Origin of the sequence: Herbidospora sp. NBRC 101105, from assembly GCF_030269205.1 — a bacterium.
GTDB lineage: Bacteria > Actinomycetota > Actinomycetes > Streptosporangiales > Streptosporangiaceae > Herbidospora > Herbidospora solisilvae.
The window spans coordinates 467475-486302 of sequence record NZ_BSSX01000008.1 but is presented as its reverse complement, the minus strand read 5'-3'; the positions used below and the strand labels follow the sequence as shown (position 1 = coordinate 486302).

15 protein-coding genes are annotated in these 18828 nt (G+C 69.6%); 9 read left to right on the top strand and 6 right to left on the bottom strand.

Annotated elements, in window-relative coordinates; genetic code table 11:
* Positions 1-14 precede the first annotated feature (14 nt).
* From QSK34_RS31940 to QSK34_RS31920, 5 genes are all read left to right on the top strand, one after another.
* Positions 15-665, top strand: coding sequence for an HAD family hydrolase (locus QSK34_RS31940; RefSeq protein ID WP_161481568.1), 651 nt, complete (start codon positions 15-17; stop codon positions 663-665).
* A 20-nt stretch (positions 666-685) separates the two neighbouring features.
* On the top strand, positions 686-1192 hold the full coding sequence (locus tag QSK34_RS31935; RefSeq protein WP_285589599.1) for a DUF6912 family protein: 507 nt from the start codon (positions 686-688) through the stop codon (positions 1190-1192).
* Positions 1193-1204: 12 nt separating this feature from the next.
* Entirely contained in the window at positions 1205-1840 is a 636-nt protein-coding gene (locus tag QSK34_RS31930; protein WP_161481567.1) for an HAD family hydrolase, read from the top strand.
* A gap of 61 nt (positions 1841-1901) precedes the next feature.
* A complete protein-coding gene (locus QSK34_RS31925) occupies positions 1902-2615 on the top strand; it encodes an HAD family hydrolase (RefSeq protein WP_285589796.1) in 714 nt (237 codons plus the stop codon).
* A gap of 31 nt (positions 2616-2646) precedes the next feature.
* Positions 2647-4530 carry an acetoacetate--CoA ligase gene (locus QSK34_RS31920; protein ID WP_285589595.1) on the top strand — a complete coding sequence of 628 codons (1884 nt, stop codon included), beginning with the start codon at positions 2647-2649 and terminating at the stop codon, positions 4528-4530.
* Here the strand turns inward: QSK34_RS31920 and QSK34_RS31915 are convergent.
* The 5 genes from QSK34_RS31915 to QSK34_RS31895 form a co-directional block, all read right to left on the bottom strand.
* Entirely contained in the window at positions 4508-5872 is a 1365-nt protein-coding gene (locus QSK34_RS31915; protein WP_285589593.1) for an FAD-binding oxidoreductase, read from the bottom strand. The genes QSK34_RS31920 and QSK34_RS31915 overlap by 23 nt on opposite strands.
* A 61-nt stretch (positions 5873-5933) precedes the next feature.
* Entirely contained in the window at positions 5934-7394 is a 1461-nt protein-coding gene (locus QSK34_RS31910) for an NADH-quinone oxidoreductase subunit NuoF family protein (protein ID WP_285589592.1), read from the bottom strand.
* 3 nt (positions 7395-7397) lie between these two features.
* Positions 7398-8087 carry a hypothetical protein gene (locus tag QSK34_RS31905; RefSeq protein ID WP_285589590.1) on the bottom strand — a complete coding sequence of 230 codons (690 nt, stop codon included), beginning with the start codon at positions 8085-8087 and terminating at the stop codon, positions 7398-7400.
* A 141-nt stretch (positions 8088-8228) separates the two neighbouring features.
* Positions 8229-9695 (bottom strand): DUF1996 domain-containing protein, encoded by a 1467-nt coding sequence (locus QSK34_RS31900; RefSeq protein WP_285589588.1) that lies wholly within the window; start codon positions 9693-9695, stop codon positions 8229-8231.
* Positions 9696-9714: 19 nt separating this feature from the next.
* On the bottom strand, positions 9715-10305 hold the full coding sequence (locus tag QSK34_RS31895) for a DUF4142 domain-containing protein (RefSeq protein ID WP_285589586.1): 591 nt from the start codon (positions 10303-10305) through the stop codon (positions 9715-9717).
* A gap of 124 nt (positions 10306-10429) precedes the next feature.
* Here QSK34_RS31895 and QSK34_RS31890 point away from each other — a divergent pair, with 124 nt between their 5' ends.
* From QSK34_RS31890 to QSK34_RS31880, 3 genes are all read left to right on the top strand, one after another.
* The gene (locus QSK34_RS31890; RefSeq protein WP_285589584.1) at positions 10430-10990 is read left to right on the top strand and encodes a sigma-70 family RNA polymerase sigma factor; all 561 of its coding nucleotides are present in this window, start codon (positions 10430-10432) and stop codon (positions 10988-10990) included.
* Positions 10990-11172: a zf-HC2 domain-containing protein gene (locus QSK34_RS31885; protein ID WP_030451223.1), complete on the top strand. Its 183-nt coding sequence runs from the start codon at positions 10990-10992 to the stop codon at positions 11170-11172. Before QSK34_RS31890 ends, QSK34_RS31885 begins: the two co-directional genes overlap by 1 nt.
* Before the next feature lie 323 nt (positions 11173-11495).
* Positions 11496-16346: an NAD-glutamate dehydrogenase gene (locus QSK34_RS31880; RefSeq protein ID WP_285589581.1), complete on the top strand. Its 4851-nt coding sequence runs from the start codon at positions 11496-11498 to the stop codon at positions 16344-16346.
* Here QSK34_RS31880 and QSK34_RS31875 read toward each other — a convergent pair.
* On the bottom strand, positions 16336-17343 hold the full coding sequence (locus tag QSK34_RS31875) for a DUF8094 domain-containing protein (RefSeq protein WP_285589580.1): 1008 nt from the start codon (positions 17341-17343) through the stop codon (positions 16336-16338). The two genes, QSK34_RS31880 and QSK34_RS31875, sit on opposite strands and share 11 nt — an antisense overlap.
* A gap of 72 nt (positions 17344-17415) precedes the next feature.
* On the opposite strand from QSK34_RS31875, the gene prfB reads away from it, so the two are divergent.
* On the top strand, positions 17416-18531 hold the full coding sequence (gene prfB / locus QSK34_RS31870; protein ID WP_285589578.1) for a peptide chain release factor 2: 1116 nt from the start codon (positions 17416-17418) through the stop codon (positions 18529-18531).
* The last annotated feature ends 297 nt before the right edge of the window (positions 18532-18828 follow it).

Here is an 18828-nt window from a genome sequence, read left to right as displayed (position 1 = left end):
TACCCTTTGACCATATGACGGTCAAAGGGGTGCTAATCGACTGGGCCGGAGTGCTCACCACGAGCATGGCCGAGTCCATCAACACGTGGCTGGTCGGCGACAACATCGACGCCGACCACTACCGCGACGTCATGCGCGGCCTCATCACGGCGGCGTACGGCGGCGGCGCCGAGAACCCGATCCACACGCTGGAGCGCGGGGAGATTACCGCGCTGGCCTTCGAGACCGGTCTGGCCGCCGAGTTGCGCACGCTCGACGGGGTCCCGCCGGTCGCCGAAGGGTTGCTGACCCGGATGTTCGCCGGGTTCCTGCCGGTCGAGGCGATGTTCGAGATGCTCCGCAGGGCCCGCAAGGCCGGGTACAAGACCTGCCTGGTGTCCAACTCGTGGGGCAACGAGTACGACCGCACCGGCTGGGACGAGGCGTTCGACGCCGTCGTCATCTCGGGCGAGGTCGGCATGCGCAAGCCGGAGCCGCGCATCTTCGCCCACGCCGTCGGCCTGGTCGGGCTCGAACCGTCGGAGTGCGTCTTCATCGACGACATCGAGGGCAACATCGTCGCCGCGCGGGAGCTGGGCTTCACCGGCATCCTGCACACCCACGCCGACTCGACCATCGCCGAACTGGAGACGCTGCTGAAGGTGCCGTTGCGCGCCCTTCCGTGACTTGCTGGCACACTCGTCGCATGCGTGTCTACCTTCCGTGCACGCTCTCCGCGCTGGCCCGCACGGCCGCCGCGGGTGAGCTGGGCCCCGCGCCGCTGACCGGTTTCGCCGTGACGCCCGCACTCGTGGAGTGGTACGTCTCCGGCGACACCGAGGAGCTCGAATACGTGGCCCTCACGGAGGCGGCCCGCGCGTCGCTGCGGATGATCGCCGCCGACCTCGCCGACGGCGTGACGGCCCCCGCCCGCCGGGTGGTGATCGCGGCCGAGGTGCCCGACGCCGACGTCCAGGTCAGCCCCGACGTCGCCGAGCGCGGCCGGGTCAGGCTCGGCGCGCCGGTCCCGATGCGGCTGATCCAGGCGGCCCACGTCGACGAGGAGTCGGCGGTGCCCGACGTCGAGGCCGCCGCGCTGGCGCTGAAGGCGGCCGACGCCGGCGACGACGACGCCCAGTTCACCGTCGACGGCGCCGAGGCCCACGAACTGCTCTGGTACGCCACCCAGGAGATCCCCGACGTCCTTGGATAACCTGGGGCTCTTATGACACACATCGTCTGGGACTGGAACGGCACCCTCTTTCACGACTCCGACGCCGTCGTGAGCGCCACCAACGAGATCTTCCGCCCCTACGGGGTGGCCCCCATCGACCTTGACGGGTTCCGCAGCGTCTACTGCCGCCCGATCTGGGTCGCGTACGAACGCATCATCGGCCGGGCCCTCGAAGAGGGCGAGTGGGAGCTGCTCGACAAGGGCTTCCACGACCACTACCACCGGCTCATGGAGGCCTGCCTCCTGGCCGAGGGCGCGGTCGCCAGCCTCACCGCCTGGGGCGACTCCGGTCGCAGCCAGTCGTTGTTGTCGATGTGGCAGCACGAGCGGCTGGTCCCCAAGATCACCGAGTTCGGCATCGACCACCACTTCACCCGGGTCGACGGCCTGCGCCCGTCGGGCCGCGCCGACCACAAGGCCGACCACATGGAGGCCCACGTCAAGGCCCTCGATCTCGACCCCGCCACGGTCGTGGTGATCGGCGACAGCGTCGACGACGGCGTCGCGGCGCAGCACGTCGGGGCCCGCGCCATCCTCTACACCGGCGGCATGACCAGCCGCGCCGAGCTCGCCGCGCTGGGCTTCCCGGTCGTCGACTCGCTTTCAGACGCAATGGATCTGATCTGACCCGATTGAGGGCAGAGGGCCTTACCCTGGGCGAACCCATACTTTCTCCCCGGAGGCAGCCATCGACCGCCGACTCGTCCTCTGGAACGTCGACCTGACCCTGGTCGACGTCACGATCGTCACCCGGGACGCCTACGCCGAGGCGTTCCGCGCGGTCACCGGGCGTCCGCTCGTGAAGCTGGCGCCCGCGATGGGACGGCCCGACTCGGAGATCATCTTCGAGACCCTGGCGATCAACGGCATCGCGGTCGACGACAGTCACCTGCCGAGGTTCATCGAGGCCCTGGCCCGGTCGTTCGGCGACCGGCGCAAGCGGCTGGCCAAGGAGGGCCGGGCGATGCCCGGCGCCAAGGACGCCCTGCACGCCGTCTCCCGCCTCGACGGCACGGTCCAGTCGGTGCTGACCGGCACGATCAAGTCGAACGCCATCCACAAGCTGATGGCCTTCGGCCTGCACAAGTACGTCGACTTTGAGGTCGGCGGCTACGGCGAGGAGGTCTACCCCAAGGCCAGCCTCCTCCAGGTCGCCCAGGGCCGGGCCAAGGAGAAGTACCGCGCCCCCTTCGAGGCCGTCCTGATCGGCGACTCGACCCGCGACGTGCAGGCCGCCCGGATCGCGGGCGCGGCGATGATCGCGGTCGCCTCGGGCCGGTCGACCGCCGCCGAGCTCACCGAGGCCGGGGCCGACATCGTGCTGCCCGACCTGACGAACGCCTCCGAGGTGGTCGCCGCGGTGGCCCGGCTGACCGACCGTTATGTGGGGGGCCGACAGTGACATCCCCCTGACCTCGCAGCAGGATGGGGCCATGGTTAGCGAAGGCGACGTGCTCTGGGTCCCATCGGCCGAGGTCATCCGGGATGCCCGGATCACCCGTTTCCAGGAGGCGGTCGGCCGGCCCGGCTCCTACGACGGGTTGTGGTCGTGGTCGGTCGAGGACCCCGCCGCTTTCTGGACCGCCGTCTGGGATTACTTCGGCGTCGTCGGGGACCGCGGGAATGGTCCGGTCATTTCCGGAGATATGCCGCAAACGCAGTGGTTTGCCGGTAGTGCCATTAATTATGCGGAAAATGCGCTAAAAGGTCCGTCCGACCGCCTTGCGGTGATATTTCGGGATGAAACGGGCGGGCGGCGGACGTACACCCTCGGGGAGTTGCGCGACGAAGTCGCGAAAGCGCGGGCCGGGCTCGTCCGGCTCGGGGTGGGAATGGGCGACCGGGTCGCCGGATATCTCCCGAACATCCCCGAGGCGCTGATCGCCTTCCTGGCCACCGCGTCGCTGGGGGCGATCTGGTCGTCGTGCTCGCCCGACTTCGGGGCCCCGGCGATCATCGACCGGTTCACCCAGATCGAGCCGAAGGTCCTGATCGCCGTCGACGGCTACACCTACAACGGCAGGCACTTCGACCGGACCGGCGTGGTCGCCGACATCGCCGCGCGGCTGCCCTCGCTCAACGCGACCGTCAGGGTCGCCGAGTGGGACTCCTTCACCCGGCCCGGTGACCTGGCCTTCGACCGGGTGCCCTTCGACCACCCGCTCTGGGTGCTCTACTCCTCCGGCACGACCGGGCTGCCCAAGCCCATCGTGCACGGCCACGGGGGCATCGTCGTGGAACACCTGAAGTCGCTCACCTTCCACCAGGACCTCGGCGAGGGCGACCGGTTCTTCTGGTACACCACCACCGGCTGGATGATGTGGAACTACCTCATCGGCGGCCTGCTGGTCGGCGCGACGGTCGTCCTGTACGACGGCTCGGCCGCCCACCCCTCGACAGGCGCCCTCTGGGATCTCGTCGCCGACGAGGGCGTGACCTACTTCGGCACCGGCGCGCCCTACATCGTCGCCTCGATGAAGGCCGGCCTGAAGCCCGCCGGGCTGGAGGCGCTGAAGGGCGTCGGCTCGACCGGCTCGCCCCTGCCGCCCGAGGGCTTCGCCTGGGTCTACTCCGACGTGTCGCGCGAGGTCCAGCTCGGCTCGTTCTCCGGCGGCACCGACGTCTGCACCGGGTTCGTCGGCGCGGTCCGGACCCTGCCGGTCCGCGCGGGCGTCATCCCGTGCCGCTCGCTGGGCGCGCGGGTCGAGGCGTTCGACCCGTCGGGGAACCCGGTCACCGACGAGGTCGGCGAGCTGGTCATCACCGCGCCGATGCCCTCGATGCCGGTCATGTTCTGGAACGACCCCGACGGCCGCCGCTACCGCGAGTCGTACTTCGAGGAGTACCCCGGCGTCTGGCGGCACGGCGACTGGATCAAGATCCTGCCCGACGGCGGCAGCGTCATCTACGGCCGCTCCGACTCGACCCTCAACCGGGGCGGGGTGCGGATGGGCACCAGCGAGTTCTACCGCGTGGTCGAGCGCTTCGACGCCGTCGCCGACAGCCTCGTCATCGACACCGGCCGGCTCGGCCAGGAGGGCCGCCTGCTGCTCTACGTCGCCCTCGCCGAGGGGCACGACCTCGACGAGACCCTCGTCAAGGAGCTGAAGGCGGCCCTGCGCACCGAGTTGTCGCCGCGCCACGTGCCCGACGAGATCGCGGCCGTGCCGGGGATCCCGCGCACCCTGTCGGGCAAGAAGCTCGAAGTGCCGGTGCGCAAGATCCTCCAGGGGGTGCCGGTCGAGCAGGCCGCCAACCCCGACGCGATGGCCAACCCCGAGGTGCTCGCCTTCTTCAGACCCCTTGCGGATGCCTGAAGAAGCCGGCCGGGTCGTAGACCTTCTTCACCGCCGCCAGCCGGGCGGCGTTGGCGCCGTAGTACTGGGCCTTGTAGTCCTTTAGGGCCATATCGGGATAGTTAACGTAGGCGTGCCGTCCGAGCCGCGGCGTCATCGCGTCGCGGGCCGAGCGGACCCAGGCGCCCGCGCCGTCGAAGTGGGCGTAGTACTGGAGGCTGAACAGCGCCTTCCGGTGCGGGAACGCGGTCGCGCCCGGGGCCACCCGGCCGACCGCCCCGCCCAGCGCGTCGATCAGGACGGTGTGCCGCCCGGCCCGGCCCACCTGGGCGATGAGCGCTTTGATGGTCGCGTCGCTCATCTCCGTGTACGCGAAATGGGAACTGGCGCTGAACCGGTCGCGCGGCCCGGTGTGGCAGGCCTCCAGGGTCGAGCACCCGGCCATGAAGTACATCGCCTGGAGGTAACTCATCGACCTGACCGTCCGTGTCGACGGCGGGAAACCCTTCAGGAGGGCCTCACACCGCGATCTGGAGCCCAAATAGAGCCCGGTGACGGAGACGGACCGCCCCGGGTCCTGGGAGAGGTGCAGATTCGACCACAGCGCGTCGGGCGCCGCGGGGGCCCATTTCTGCCACTTCTTCACCACCGCGAACGCCTGCGACCACGGCCACCTCATCGTGAACACGGTGACGTCCTGGACGGGGTGGGTCTGGTAGGTGAAGGAGGTGGCGATGCCGAAGTTCCCGCCGCCGCCTCCGCGCAGCGCCCAGAAGAGGTCCGGGTGGCTGCCGGCCGAGGCCGTGATGAGCTTTCCGTCGGCGGTGACCAGCGACACCGCCTTCAGCACGTCGATCGTCAGCCCGTGGCGGCGCGCGACGACCCCGATCCCGCCGCCCAGCGTGAGCCCGGCCACCCCGACCGTCGGGCACGAGCCCGCCGGGATGCTCACGCCGCTCTTGGCCAGGGTGGAGTAGACGTCGATGAGCTTGGCCCCCGACCCGACCGTCGCCAGGCCGCCCGCGAGCTTCACGGCCTTGAGCTGGGAGACGTCCACGACCAGGCCCGAGCCGGTCGACCAGCCGGCGTAGGAGTGGCCGCCCGACCTCGGGTGCACCACCAGGCCGTTGCGGCGGGCGAAGCCCACGCAAGCCGCCACGTCGGCGGCGGTGGCGCAGTAGGCGACGGCCCGGGGGGTCGCGGTGTCGAAGGCCACGTTGAAGACGCGTTTCGCGGTGGCGTAGGAGGCGTCGCCGGGCCGTACGAGACGGCCCTTCAACGCCCTGTCCAGCGCGGCCCAGTCGGGCGCCGCGCCCGCGAACGGCGCGAGCGCCGCCGCGGACAGGAATTCACGACGATCCACTGCAATCACTCCCCGAGGGTTGGTACTACCTCGTGAGACGACCGCGTGGATAACGAAACGGTCACTTCCGGGAGTCGACTCGGAGCGCCAGCGCCGGGCACATCTCGACCGCCCGCTGCGCCTCGCTCTTGGCCCACGCCGGAACCGGCGAGTCCATGAACACCGGGAAGCCGTGGTGATCGAGTTTCACCAGGTCGGGCATGAGGTGGGCGCACAGGCCGTGACCCTGGCAGCGGGTCCAGTCGACCACCAGCCGCACGTCGCTGGCCTCGGTGATCGGCATCGGCAGGGTGTTCTTCACGCCCCGGCCGCACGAGCCGTTGATGATGTGCTCGTCGACGTCCTCGGCGAAGGCCTCCAGCGCCGACAGCACGAACCGGGTCGTCCCGTCGGGGTGGAAGCACGCGCCCCGGCCCTTCACCGCGGTGGCGGCCGACTTCACCAGGTCGTGGGCCTGCGGGTCGCCCATGGTGAGCTCCGACAGGGCCCGCGCGAGGGCCGGCAGGCCGATGCGGCACGGGCCGCACTGGCCCGACGACTGCTGGGCGAGGTAGGCGGCGACCCGGACCGTCTCCCCGAGGGGACACGTGTCCGGGCCCAGCGGCACGATGATGCCCGCGCCGAGCTCACCGCCCGCCTGCTGCATGCCCCGGCGCGAGACGATCGCGCCGTAGGCGTCGGCCGCGCTGAGCCACTTGCCGTGGTAGCCGCCGATGAGCACGCCGTCGCCGACGTCCGCCTCGCACATGTCGAGCACCTGGGCCAGCGGCACGCCGGGCGTGACCTCCACGACCGACGGCGACTTCACCGACCCGCTCACGCTGAGCAGGGTCGTGCCGGGCTCCTGCACGGTGCCGACGGAGCCGTACTCCTCCGGGCCCAGCTCGGCGAGCAGCGCGAGCTGGGCGAACGTCTCGGTGTTCGACAGCAGGGTGGGCAGTCCGCGCACCCCGGCGTCGCTGGTCCGGACCTTCCGCCCGGACGGCTGGCCCAGTTCGCCGTTGACCGCCCGGACGAGGGACCCGCCCTCGCCGGAGATGAACCGCTCCTGGATGCCGGCCACCCGGACGTATCCGATGAGCCCGCGCTCGGCCACGGCCGCGCGCATCGAGCCCTCCGCCAGCTCACCCGCGGGGGTGGCGATGACCACCTCTTTGGCGTCCAGCGCACTGGCCGCCAGCAGCGCGCCCTCCAGCACGAGGTGCGGCTTGCGGGTGAGCAGCATCTTGTCCTTCATGCTGGCCGGCTCGCCCTCGGCGGCGTTGACCAGCACGACGGTGTCGGAGTTGCGCGCGTTGGCCTGGACGGCCCTGAGCTTGCGCGCGAACGGGAAGGCAGCCCCACCGCGTCCCCGCAGGTCGACCTCTTCCGCCAGCGAGATCAGTGAGTCGACGGACTGGCCGTCGAGTTTGCCGTGGATCTCGTAGTGCGTGTCGAGGTCCATCCGGCGGTGCTCGTCGAGACCGGCGGTGAGCCGGGCCGGACCGAGCCTGCGGATCTTGGAGACGCGGTAGGGAATCATGTCTTAGACAACCCTCCTCAGCTTCTGGGGCTGGGCGGCCTGCTCGCGCTCGGCCAGCCTGTTCGTCTTGCGCTTGGCGTCCTCCTGCGGCATCGGCAGCTCCTCCATCTCGTCCTGCATGGTCGTCTTCGGCCGGAGCGAGACGATCGCGCGGATCATGAGGGCGGTGCCGACGGCGACGATGCAGAGGATGTAGCTCCATGCCACCCAGGGCGCGGGGGCACGCCCGGCCGCCAGGCCGTGCAGGATCGAGACGGGCCAGGCCAGATAGGCCAGGTCATGCAGGGCCCGCCAGATCCAGGGGCGGACGGCCATGGCGAACCGGCCGCGCATCACCCCGGTGGCGACGATCACGATGAACAGGTCCGACGCCACGGCGCCGGCCCCCACCGCCAGGTTGGTGGTGGGAATCACCGACCCGTACGACGGGACCAGCCCGGCCGCGATCTTCATGCCGATGTGGACGACCAGGAAGCCGACCCCGATCAGGGCGGCGCCCCGGTGCACGAGTTGCGCCCGGACCCGCCACCTGATCGGCAGGATCATGCGCTCGGACGTGAGCAGTCCGAGTCCGACGGTCGCGGTGAGCGCCACGAGCGAGAAGACGCCCGCGTAGAACGTGAGGAACTCCTGCGCCATCAGCAGGACCTGGGTGCTCAGGCCCAGACGGGCGCCGAGCAGGGATCCGGCCATGATGGTGAACGCGAGAGAGCCCAGGACGATCCGAACGCCTCGTTTCTGGAGGTCGAAGCGTTCGGATCGCCGATGAGCCCGCCTTTTTGACACTGATTCCTCCGGTCAGGGGGGATCTACCGAGGGCTCTTGGGCCGCCCGTCAGCAGCGGCGATTACGGTTGATGCACTGCACCATGAAGTTCATGAGGTTGTTGGGCATGACGTTGTGGAAGTCGGCGTGGTCGGTGATCGGGCTGTGCTTCTGCTCGGGGAACGCGTCCACGGCGAAGCTGGCGCCCTGCGGCACCGCGTAGGCCAGGGTCATGCGCAGCTGGGGCACGGCCTGGGTGCCCTGGGGGCAGCGGCCGCTCTGGTCGGGGAACACGATGTGCGTCCGGTGGTTGGCGCTGTCGGTGTTCTGGCCGTCCCAGCAGCTCGGGAAGTCCAGGATGCGCATCACGAGGCTGCCTCTCGGACAGATCGGATACTTGTCGGAAGCCCGGTTCTGGAAGCCGGAGCAGGTCCACTGCGCCCGCGCGTTGGCGGGGCCGTTGGTGGCCGCCTTGGCGTCACCGGTGATCACCCGCAGGAAGCGGGGCATCGCGACGACCCGGCTGAACCGGTTGCCGCGGAACTGGAGCTGGACCGCACGGGGGGTCAGGATCTGGCCGACGTTGCCGTCCGCGAAGCCGCCGATCTCCGAACCGTCCTGGCCGGGCCGTGGAGGCTGGCCGGTCTGTCCGGGCTGGGGCTGCTGGCCGCCGTTGTTCCCGCCGTTGTTGTTTCCTCCGTTGTTGTTCCCGCCGTTGTTGTTCCCGCCGTTGTTTCCGCGGTTGCCGAAGCGGCTCTGGTTCTGCGGCTGGGGCTGCTGCCTGCTGAAGCTCTGCGCCGTGCCGTTGCCGGCGTTCGCCTGCGGTTCCTGGCCGGTGTTCCCCGCCTGGTCATTGACGGACTGGTCGCCTTGCTGCGCAGCCTGGTCATTGACGGCTTGATCGTTGGGAGTGGCCTGGTCGCCCTGCTGCTGTTGCTGCTGCTGGGGCTGGGCGAAGGGGTCCTGCTGCTGCTGGTTCGGGTCCTGCTGCTGGTTGGGATCCTGCTGTTGCTGGTTCGGGTCCTGCTGTTGCTGTTGCTGCTGGTTGGGGTCCTGCTGCTGCTGTTGCTGCCGCTGGTTGTTCTGGTTGTTGTTCTGGCCCTGCAGCCTCAGGTCCGGCCGGAGGCGGAGGATGGGCCAGAAGTAGGCGGACCGGTCGCCGTTGCGGCAGGTCGTGCCGCCGGCGGCGAGCGACTGGTCGGTGGAGAACCCGTTGGTGGTGACGTTGCCCACGTAGTCGTGGACGTGGTGCGCGCCGTTGGTCACACCCGGCGCGACGATGTGGTTGTCGGAGTTGCGGTGCCCTCTCTCGTTGCGGCCACACTGCGAGGTGAACGAGCCGCCACCTGCGACGACGCCATTGGCACGGCCGACGCGGCGGATGTCGACGAAGTCGCTCAGGGCCGGGCCGAGTGCGTCGCACTCGGCGCCGCCGATGCGTGGGTCGCAGGCCGCGAAGGCCGGCGTGGGGAAGCTCGGCAGGATCAGGGACCCGGCCAGCAGAGCTCCCGCCATGGCGAGGGCGCGTTTACGCATGTTCTTCTGTTCCTCCTGGTTAGACCGGCGGGACCGGGAGCGCGGAGTAGTCGACCAGGCCGGTCTCCTCAAGCACACGCATGTGCTTCATGACGACCACGTTGGCCTCCGCGGCGAACGCGCGGATCCTCTCGTTCCGCGTCCCGGCGCGGATCGCGGCGACCGTGGCGAAGACCTTGCCGTGGGCGGCCCGCAGCCGGTCGGCGAAGATCTGGTCGAACTCGGCGCCGGTCGCGTTCGACATCTCACCCAGCCAGCGCTGCTGGTCGGGGTTGGGTTCGTTCGGGAGCAGCACGCCCAGTGCGGCGGCCTCCGCGCGGACCGCCTCGTCGAGCTTGGCGTGGTCGACCATCAGGTGATTGCCCGCGATCTTGACCTTCTCGTTGGTCGAGCGCTCCTGCGCCCAGCGGCCGGCGGGGATCTCCCAGAGCCCCGCCCAGCGCACCTTCACGAGGAAGTCCCTGTCGGCGGGGCTCAACGGACCCCACCGCGTCGAAGTGAAACCCTGCTGCGCCGTCGCCTGCTCCTGAGGCACGACGACGATGACGGCGACGGCCGCCGCGAACAGGAAAACCGCGAAGACCACCAGTTCCCCGAACCGGAACCGCATGGCGCCTCCTCTCTTTCGGGGGGAGGTACGCGGCCTTGGTACGGATGGTTCAGGAATAGTTAGAAATGACGAGAGTTGTCAGAGTTGTGTACAGGCCACAAAGGCTGATGCAAATATGTGGCCTGTGCGCCGACAACTCGACAGCCGGTTCGAGCGTCTGGACCCCGAAGCAGGCCCTGATTGGGATGATCGTCTGATCAGGGAGCTCTATAACGAGTTCGGTGGTCCGTTGCTCCGTCAGGTCAGGCAGACGACCGGCAACGACCTTCAGTGGGCGGAGGACGTCGTTCAGGAGACGTTGCTTCGTGCCTGGCGTAACGCGGCGAAACTGACATGGGAGAGGAGTCTGCTCTGGGCATGGCTCCTCACCGTCTCTCGCCGCATCGTGATCGACGGACGCCGCCGCCGCGGTGTCCGTCCTCGGGAGGTGGAACCACCCGAGGCGGACAGCATCGCGGTGCCCGACGACGCCGACAAGACCCTGGCGGCCATCGTCGTCGCCGACGCCTTGCGCGGCCTCAGCGCCGATCACCGAGAAGTTATCGAACAGACATACTTGCGGGACCGTACGGTTAACGAGGCAGCAGTGATACTGGGGATACCTCCGGGTACTGTGAAATCGAGGCTGTACTACGCTCTGCGTTCCCTCCGCGGGGTCCTGAAGGAGAGGGGAGTGGCCAGCTGATGTCCGAGTCGTCACACCACGAAGTGGCGGCCTACGCCCTCGGGGTGCTTGACGACGGCGACGTCGAGGCCTTCGAACGCCACCTCGACGCGTGTGAGCGGTGTCGGCAGGAGCTCAAGACCATGTCCGAGCTCCCCGGCCTGCTCGATGGAGTGAAGTCCTCATCGGAGCGAGCCAACTGATCCGCGTGACCTGACACCGCGGCCGTCGACCACGAGTTTGACGGCTGCGGTGTTTTCGGCTGTTATCGGAGACGAGACGCGAACGGCCCAAGGCCGATCGTGGCTCGTCTTTTGTATCTGCCCCATAGAGATGGTGGCCCAGTGCCCCGGTCAACGGTGACCGGTGGTGTCCCGCCCCAGAGGTCGCGTCCCCGTGTCGTGGATCTATCACCGCTTTCACGGGAAGCGCTGTGCGATGCTGACACGACCGCCCTCCTCTTCCGCGGCCGACGTGAGGGCCCCTCACACAACTCGCACCAGCTCACAAAGGAGTGAGGACCGCGATGCCGCTCGATCCGGCCGGGGAACTCGACGACCTGCTCCGCGCGGCCGCCGCCGCGTGCGGCGACGCCGACGCCGACGTTCTCGACTATCTGCGGGAGTTCTACCGCAACGTCCCGCGCGACGACCTCGCCGACCGTGACCCCGCCAATATCTATGGTCCGGCGCTGGCCCACCGCAGGCTCGCCGCGGTCCGGCCGCAGGGCAGGGCGCTGGTGCGGGTGCTTCCCCAGGCCCCCGACGAGCACGGCTGCGACCTCGGCGACTCGGTGGTCCAGATCGTCACCGACGACATGCCCTACCTGGTCGACTCGGTCACCAACGAGATCGAACGGCACGACCTCGGCACCGGTCTGATCGTCCACCCCCAGATGCGGGTGCGCCGCGACATGACCGGCCGGCTCCTCGGGCCCGACGAGATGGACGTCACCGGGCTCACCCTGGCCGAGTCGTGGATGTACATCGAGATCGACCGCCAGACCGACCCGGTCGCCCGCCGCCTCCTCGAATCCGACCTGCTGCGTGTCCTCGACGACGTGCGCGGCGCGGTCGAAGACCAGGCCAAGATGCGCGCCCTGGCCGTCTCCACCGCCGACGACCTGGCGGTCAACCCGCCGCCGCTCGACCCCGGCGAGGTCGAAGACAGCCTGGAGCTGCTCCACTGGCTGGCCGACGGCCATTTCACCTTCCTCGGCTACCGCGAATACCGGCTCGAAGAGGACGACACGCTGACCTCCCAGCCGGGCACCGGCCTCGGCGTGCTGCGCCCCGACCGGGCGGGCTCGGGCAGCTTCGCCGCGATGCCGCCGGAGCTGCGCGCCAAGGCCCGCGAGAAGCAGGTGCTGATCGTCACCAAGGCCAACAGCCGGGCCACCGTCTCGCGTCCCGCCTACCTCGACTACGTCGGGGTCAAGCTCTTCTCGCCCGAGGGCGAGGTGGTCGGCGAGCGCCGCTTCCTCGGCCTGTTCACCCACGTGGCCTACAACGAGTCGATCTCCCGGGTGCCGCTGCTGCGCCGCAAGCTGGCCGCCGTGCTGGAGAAGGCGGGGCTCACGCCCGACAGCCACGACGGCAAGGACCTCATCGAGATCCTGGAGACCTACCCGCGCGCGGAGCTGTTCCAGATCTCCGCCGACGAGCTGGTGCCGATCGCCCTCGGCGTGCTGCGGCTGCGCGAGCGCAAGCAGGTCAAGCTGTTCCTGCGCCGCGACGACTACGGCCGCTACATCTCCTGCCTGATCTACCTGCCGCGCGACCGCTACACCACCAAGGTCCGCCTGCAGATCCAGGACCTGCTGATGAAGGCGCTGGGCGGGCACACCCTCGACTACAGCGCGATGATCGGCGAGTCGGCGCTGGCCCGGCTCCACGTCGTCATCCGCGGCGAGCGCGGCGTGCCGCTGACCACCGAGGGCGTCGACGCCGACGCCCTGGAGGCCAGGGTCACCGCCGCCACCCGCACCTGGGAGGACGACCTCGCCGCCGCCATCGCCGACCTGTGCGACGAGGCCGACGTGCCGGGCCTGACCCGCCGCTACAGCGTCGCCTTCCCCGAGGGCTACAAGGCCGACTTCCCGGCCCGCGCCGCCGTCGCCGACCTCAAGCGCCTCGAACAGCTCAGCGACGACGACGCCGACGACATCGCCATGAACCTCTACGAGCCGCTCGACGCGGCCGAGGGGGAGTGGCGGTTCAAGCTCTACCGCCTGGGCGCGGCGATCTCCCTGTCCCATGTGCTGCCGCTGCTCGCGCGGATGGGCGTCGAGGTCGTCGACGAGCGGCCCTACCAGGTCGACCGCGACAACGACCCGCGCACCAAGGACGCCTGGATCTACGACTTCGGGCTGCGCTACACCCGGTCGGCGGAGCTGCCCGCCGACGACTTCAAGCGCCTGTTCCAGGACGCCTTCGCCGCCCTGTGGAAGGGCCAGGTCGAGAACGACGGCTTCAACGCCCTCGTGCTCGCCGCCGGCATGACCTGGGAGCAGGCCGAGGTGCTGCGCGCCTACGCCAAGTACCTGCGCCAGGCCGGGGCCACCTTCTCGCAGGACTACATCGAGAAGACGCTGCTCGGGAACCTGCGGCTGGCCCGCCTGCTGGTGCGCCTGTTCGAGGCCCGGCTCGACCCGCGCCTGCCGGAGACCTCCCGCGAGGACATGTCGGCCGCGCTGCGCGAGGAGGTGCTGGCCTCCCTCGACGAGGTCGCCTCGCTCGACGAGGACCGCATCCTGCGGGCCTACCTCGAATGCGTCAGCGCGACGCTGCGCACCAACTTCTTCCAGCACGACGCCGAGGGCCGGCGCAAGCCGTACACCTCACTGAAGTTCGACCCTCAGGCGATCAGCGTGCTGCCCCTCCCGAGGCCCAAGTTCGAGATCTTCGTGTACGGACGGCGCGTCGAGGGCGTGCACCTGCGCTTCGGCAAGGTGGCCCGAGGGGGGCTGCGCTGGTCCGACCGCATGGAGGACTTCCGGACCGAGATCCTCGGCCTGGTCAAGGCGCAGATGGTGAAGAACACCGTGATCGTGCCGACCGGGTCGAAGGGCGGCTTCGTCGTCAAGCACCCGCCGCAGGGCGGCCGCGAGGAGTTCCTCGCCGAGGGCATCGCCTGCTACCGGCAGTTCATCTCCGGCCTGCTCGACGTGACCGACAACCTGGTCCACGGCGAGGTCGTGCCGCCCGCCGACGTGGTGCGCCACGACGGCGACGACACCTACCTCGTGGTCGCCGCCGACAAGGGCACCGCGACGTTCTCCGACATCGCCAACGGCGTGGCCAAGGACTACGGCTTCTGGCTGGGCGACGCGTTCGCCTCCGGCGGCTCGGTCGGCTACGACCACAAGGCCATGGGCATCACCGCCCGGGGCGCGTGGGAGTCGGTCAAGTACCACTTCCGCACCCTCGGGGTCGACACCCAGACCACCGACTTCACCGTCGCCGGCATCGGCGACATGTCGGGCGACGTGTTCGGCAACGGCATGCTGCTCTCGCGGCACATCCGCCTGGTGGCCGCCTTCGACCACCGTCACGTCTTCGTCGACCCCGACCCCGACGCCGCCCGCGGCTTCGCCGAACGCGAGCGCCTGTTCGCCCTGCCGCGCAGCTCGTGGGACGACTACGACCGCGACCTGATCTCCACCGGGGGCGGGGTGTGGCCGCGTACCGCCAAGTCGATCCCGGTCTCCCCGCAGATGCGGAGCGCGCTCGGCATCGACGCCGCCGTCAGCTCACTGGCTCCGAACGACCTGATCAGCGCCATCCTCAGGGCCCCGGTCGACCTGCTGTGGAACGGCGGCATCGGCACCTACGTCAAGGCCGCCGCCGAGTCGAACGCCGACGTCGGCGACAAGGCCAACGACGGGCTGCGGGTCAACGCGGCCGACCTGCGCTGCAAGGTCATCGGCGAGGGCGGCAACCTCGGCTTCACCCAGCTCGCCCGCATCGAGTTCGCGCTGCGCGGCGGCCTGGTCAACACCGACTTCATCGACAACTCGGCCGGGGTCGACACCTCCGACCACGAGGTCAACATCAAGATCCTCCTCGACGAGGCGGTCCGCGAGGGCGACCTGACCGAGAAGCAGCGCAACGGGCTGCTGGCCCAGATGACCGGCGAGGTCGGCGACCTGGTGCTGCGCGACAACCACGCCCAGAACGTGGTGCTCGCCGCGGCCCGCAAGCAGGCCGCCGAGATGCTGCACATCCACACCCGCTACCTGCGGCGGCTGGAGCGGCAGGGGCAGCTCAACCGGGCGCTGGAGTTCCTGCCCTCCGACAAGGTGCTGGCCGAACGCCGCCAGGCCGGGCTCGGGCTGACCGCGCCGGAGTTCTCGGTGCTGCTGGCCTACACCAAGCTGGTGGTCGACCAGGAGGTGCTCGCCAGCGACCTGCCCGACGACCCGGCGCTGCGCGAATGGCTGATCTCCTACTTCCCGTCGGCGTTGCGGGAGTCGTACCAGACCTTCATGGACGGTCACCCGCTGCGGCGGGAGATCATCACCACCGGCGTCACCAACGACCTGGTCAACAACGGCGGCACCAGCTTCGTCTTCCGGTTCCACGAGGAGCTGGGCGTCTCCACGCCTGACATCGCGCGGGCCTACCTGGTGACCCGGCAGGTCTTCGACCTGCCCGCGTTCCGCCGCCAGGTCGAGGGCCTGGAGAACCGGGTCGGCGTCGACACCCAGCTCGCCATGCTGCTCGAAGGCCGCAAGTTGTCCGAGCGCGGCACCCGCTGGCTGCTCAACAACCGCCGCCCGCCGCTCGACCTGGCCGCCTCGGCCCGGTTCTTCGCCGACGGCGCCGCCCTGCTGCCGAACCTGCCCAAGCTCCTGACCGGTCCCGACCTGACCGCCTTCGAGGAGCGCCGCGACCACTTCATCGGCCGCGGCGTGCCCGACGAGCTGGCCGAGCGGGTGGCCGCGATGGTGCCGGCCTACTCGACCTTCGACCTGGTCGAGATCGCGGTCGCCACCGACCGGCCGGTCAGCGAGGTGGCCGAGGTCTACTTCGACCTGGCCGACCGCGTCCAGCTCGCCCGCCTGCGCGAACGCGTGATCGCGCTGCCGCGCGACAGCCGGTGGAACACGATGGCCCGCTCGGCGCTCCGCGACGACCTCTACGCCGCCCACGCCAGCCTCACCCACGACGTGCTGGTGCACAGCAAGCCGGGCGAGGCGCCCGAGGAGCGGCTGGCCCGCTGGTCGGAGGCCAACGAGGCGGCGGTGACCCGGTCGCGGCAGACCCTGTCGGAGATCTGGGAGAGCGACGTCTTCGACCTGGCGACCCTGTCGGTGGCGCTGCGCGCGATCAGGACCCTGGTCGCCACCAGCGGCCTGCCGCGCGCTACTCCGTAGCGCTGGCCTGGGTGATCCGGCCGTCGTAGGCGATGATCTCGGCCCGCGCCCTAGAGGTGCGGGGCGGGACCAGCGCCAGGAACTGCTGGGTCTCCTGGATCCGCCGGTCTTTGACGATCATGGGGTTGGTCAGGTCCCATTTGGCGTCGTCGGGGATCGGCAGGCTCGACCCCTCGGCGAAGAGGACCTCCGGGATGTAGGTGGTGGTCCGGGTCAGCGTGTAGAAGACCAGGCCGCCCCCGTCGGCGGTGCGGACCGCCTGCACCGGGTAGGACGCGGCGGCGGCGAAGATCGAGATGTAGTCGAAGCCCCGGCTCAGGTAGACGGACTCCTGCGCGCGGATGTCGTCGTAGAACCCCTTGGTCAGCGGGCCCTCTTCGATCAGGTCGGAGGTGAACCCGTCGGGGCCCTCCTCGGCGACGGTCGCGTGGAGGGGGCCCAGCAGGTTGGGGCTGATCGCGATCGACTGGTCACGGGCGTCGAGGGAGACGGCGTAGCCCTCGGCGTCCTCGGCGATCTCGGGCAGGACCGCGCCGCTGTTCAGCAGGGTGGTGAGCCCGCGCTGCCAGAACTCGCCCTCCTTCATGAACGTCATGATCGCGGTCTGCCTCACCTTGCCGTGGCGCCGCTCGGCCACCGCCGCGAACCACGGCGTGACCCCCTTCTGCAGGCGCGGCACGATCAGTCTGCGCGGCCCCCAGGAGTATCGGATGGGCCTGTTTTCGGATGACCGATATTCGGCCAGCACGAGCGGGTCCTGGCCGTCTCTGGCCCGGTCGAGGGCCATCCGGCCGTCGCCCATGCTCCTGATCACGTCGTCGGCGCCGAGGAAGACGTCGGCCGCCCTGGCCGCCTCGTCGAGGGTGAGGGCGGGCGGGGCCGGACTGGGGGAGGGCTTCGTGGTGGCGGCGACCGGGCTCGGCCTGGGCGCCGGCGTCTTGGTCGTGCACGCCGCGACCAGCGAGATCGCCAGGGGAAGGATCAGCGCTCGGCGCATGGTGAATCCCCCTCCCTTGTGCAAAAGGGACCGTACCTGAGTCGGTCCGGTGTTCGCGTACCCTTTAGAAACGTGGCAGCCATCGATCCAGCAGAAGAGATCAACGAGCTTACCGGCACCCTGAACAGCATTCAGGACGTGCTCGACCTCGACAGCCTGCGCAAGCAGATCGCCGAGCTGGGCGAACAGGCCGCGGCACCCGACCTGTGGAACGACCCCGAGGCCGCCCAGAAGGTCACGAGCAAGCTCTCCCACCTCCAGGGCGAGGTGAACCGGGTCGAAGGGCTGACCTCCCGGCTGGAAGACCTCAAGGTCCTCTACGAACTGGCCGCCGAAGAGGGCGACGACGACACGCTGGCCGAGGCCGACAAGGAACTGGCCTCCCTGCGGACCGACATCGGCGCCATGGAGGTCCGCACCCTCCTGTCCGGCGAATACGACGCCCGCGAGGCCCTGGTGACGATCAACTCCCAGGCCGGCGGCGTCGACGCGGCCGACTGGGCCGAGATGCTGCTGCGCATGTACCTGCGCTGGGCCGAGCGCAAGGGCTACGGCACCGAGGTCTACGACACCTCCTACGCCGAAGAGGCCGGCATCAAGAGCGCCACCTTCACGGTCAAGGCGCCCTACGCCTACGGCACCCTGCGCGGCGAGCACGGCACCCACCGGCTGGTCCGCATCAGCCCCTTCGACAACCAGGGCCGCCGCCAGACCTCCTTCGCGGGGGTCGACATCGTGCCCGTGGTCGAGCAGACCGACCACATCGACATCAACGAAGACGACCTGCGGGTCGACGTCTACCGGTCGTCGGGCCCCGGCGGCCAGGGCGTCAACACCACCGACTCGGCGGTGCGCATCACCCACCTGCCGACGGGCATCGTGGTGTCGTGCCAGAACGAGCGGTCGCAGCTCCAGAACCGCGCTTCGGCGATGGCCGTCCTCCAGGCCAAGCTCCTGGAGCGCAAGCGGCAGGAGGAGGCCGCCGCGATGAGCGAGCTGCGCGGCGAGTCCACCAGCTCCTGGGGCACCCAGATCCGCAACTACGTGCTGCACCCCTACCAGATCGTCAAAGACCTGCGCACGGGGGTCGAGGCCGGCAACCCGACGGCGGTGCTCGACGGCGACCTCGACGAGTTCATCGAAGGCGAGATCCGCTGGATGCGCCGCCAGGAGTCGGGCCAGGAATAGGTCAGCTGTAGGCGACCTTCAGCGCCGTCAGGGCGAGGGCGAGCACTATCACAAGGGCCACCAGAAGTGGTGGCAATCCCAGGAATCCGTGCTGGTGCATCTTCTCCCTGGCGGCACGGCAGGAGGGGCAGCGACCCTCCACCACAGGTGCGGCGCACGCGGCGCATACCAAGTGTTCGCAGCTCATCGGCCCTTTACCTATGCCCTAATCGTTTTGTTTCCGTTATGGACGTTCCATGCCAGTGTTACCCCTAGACTGAGCTCTGGTCCAACCGGAAGTCGATCTGGAGCAAAGAG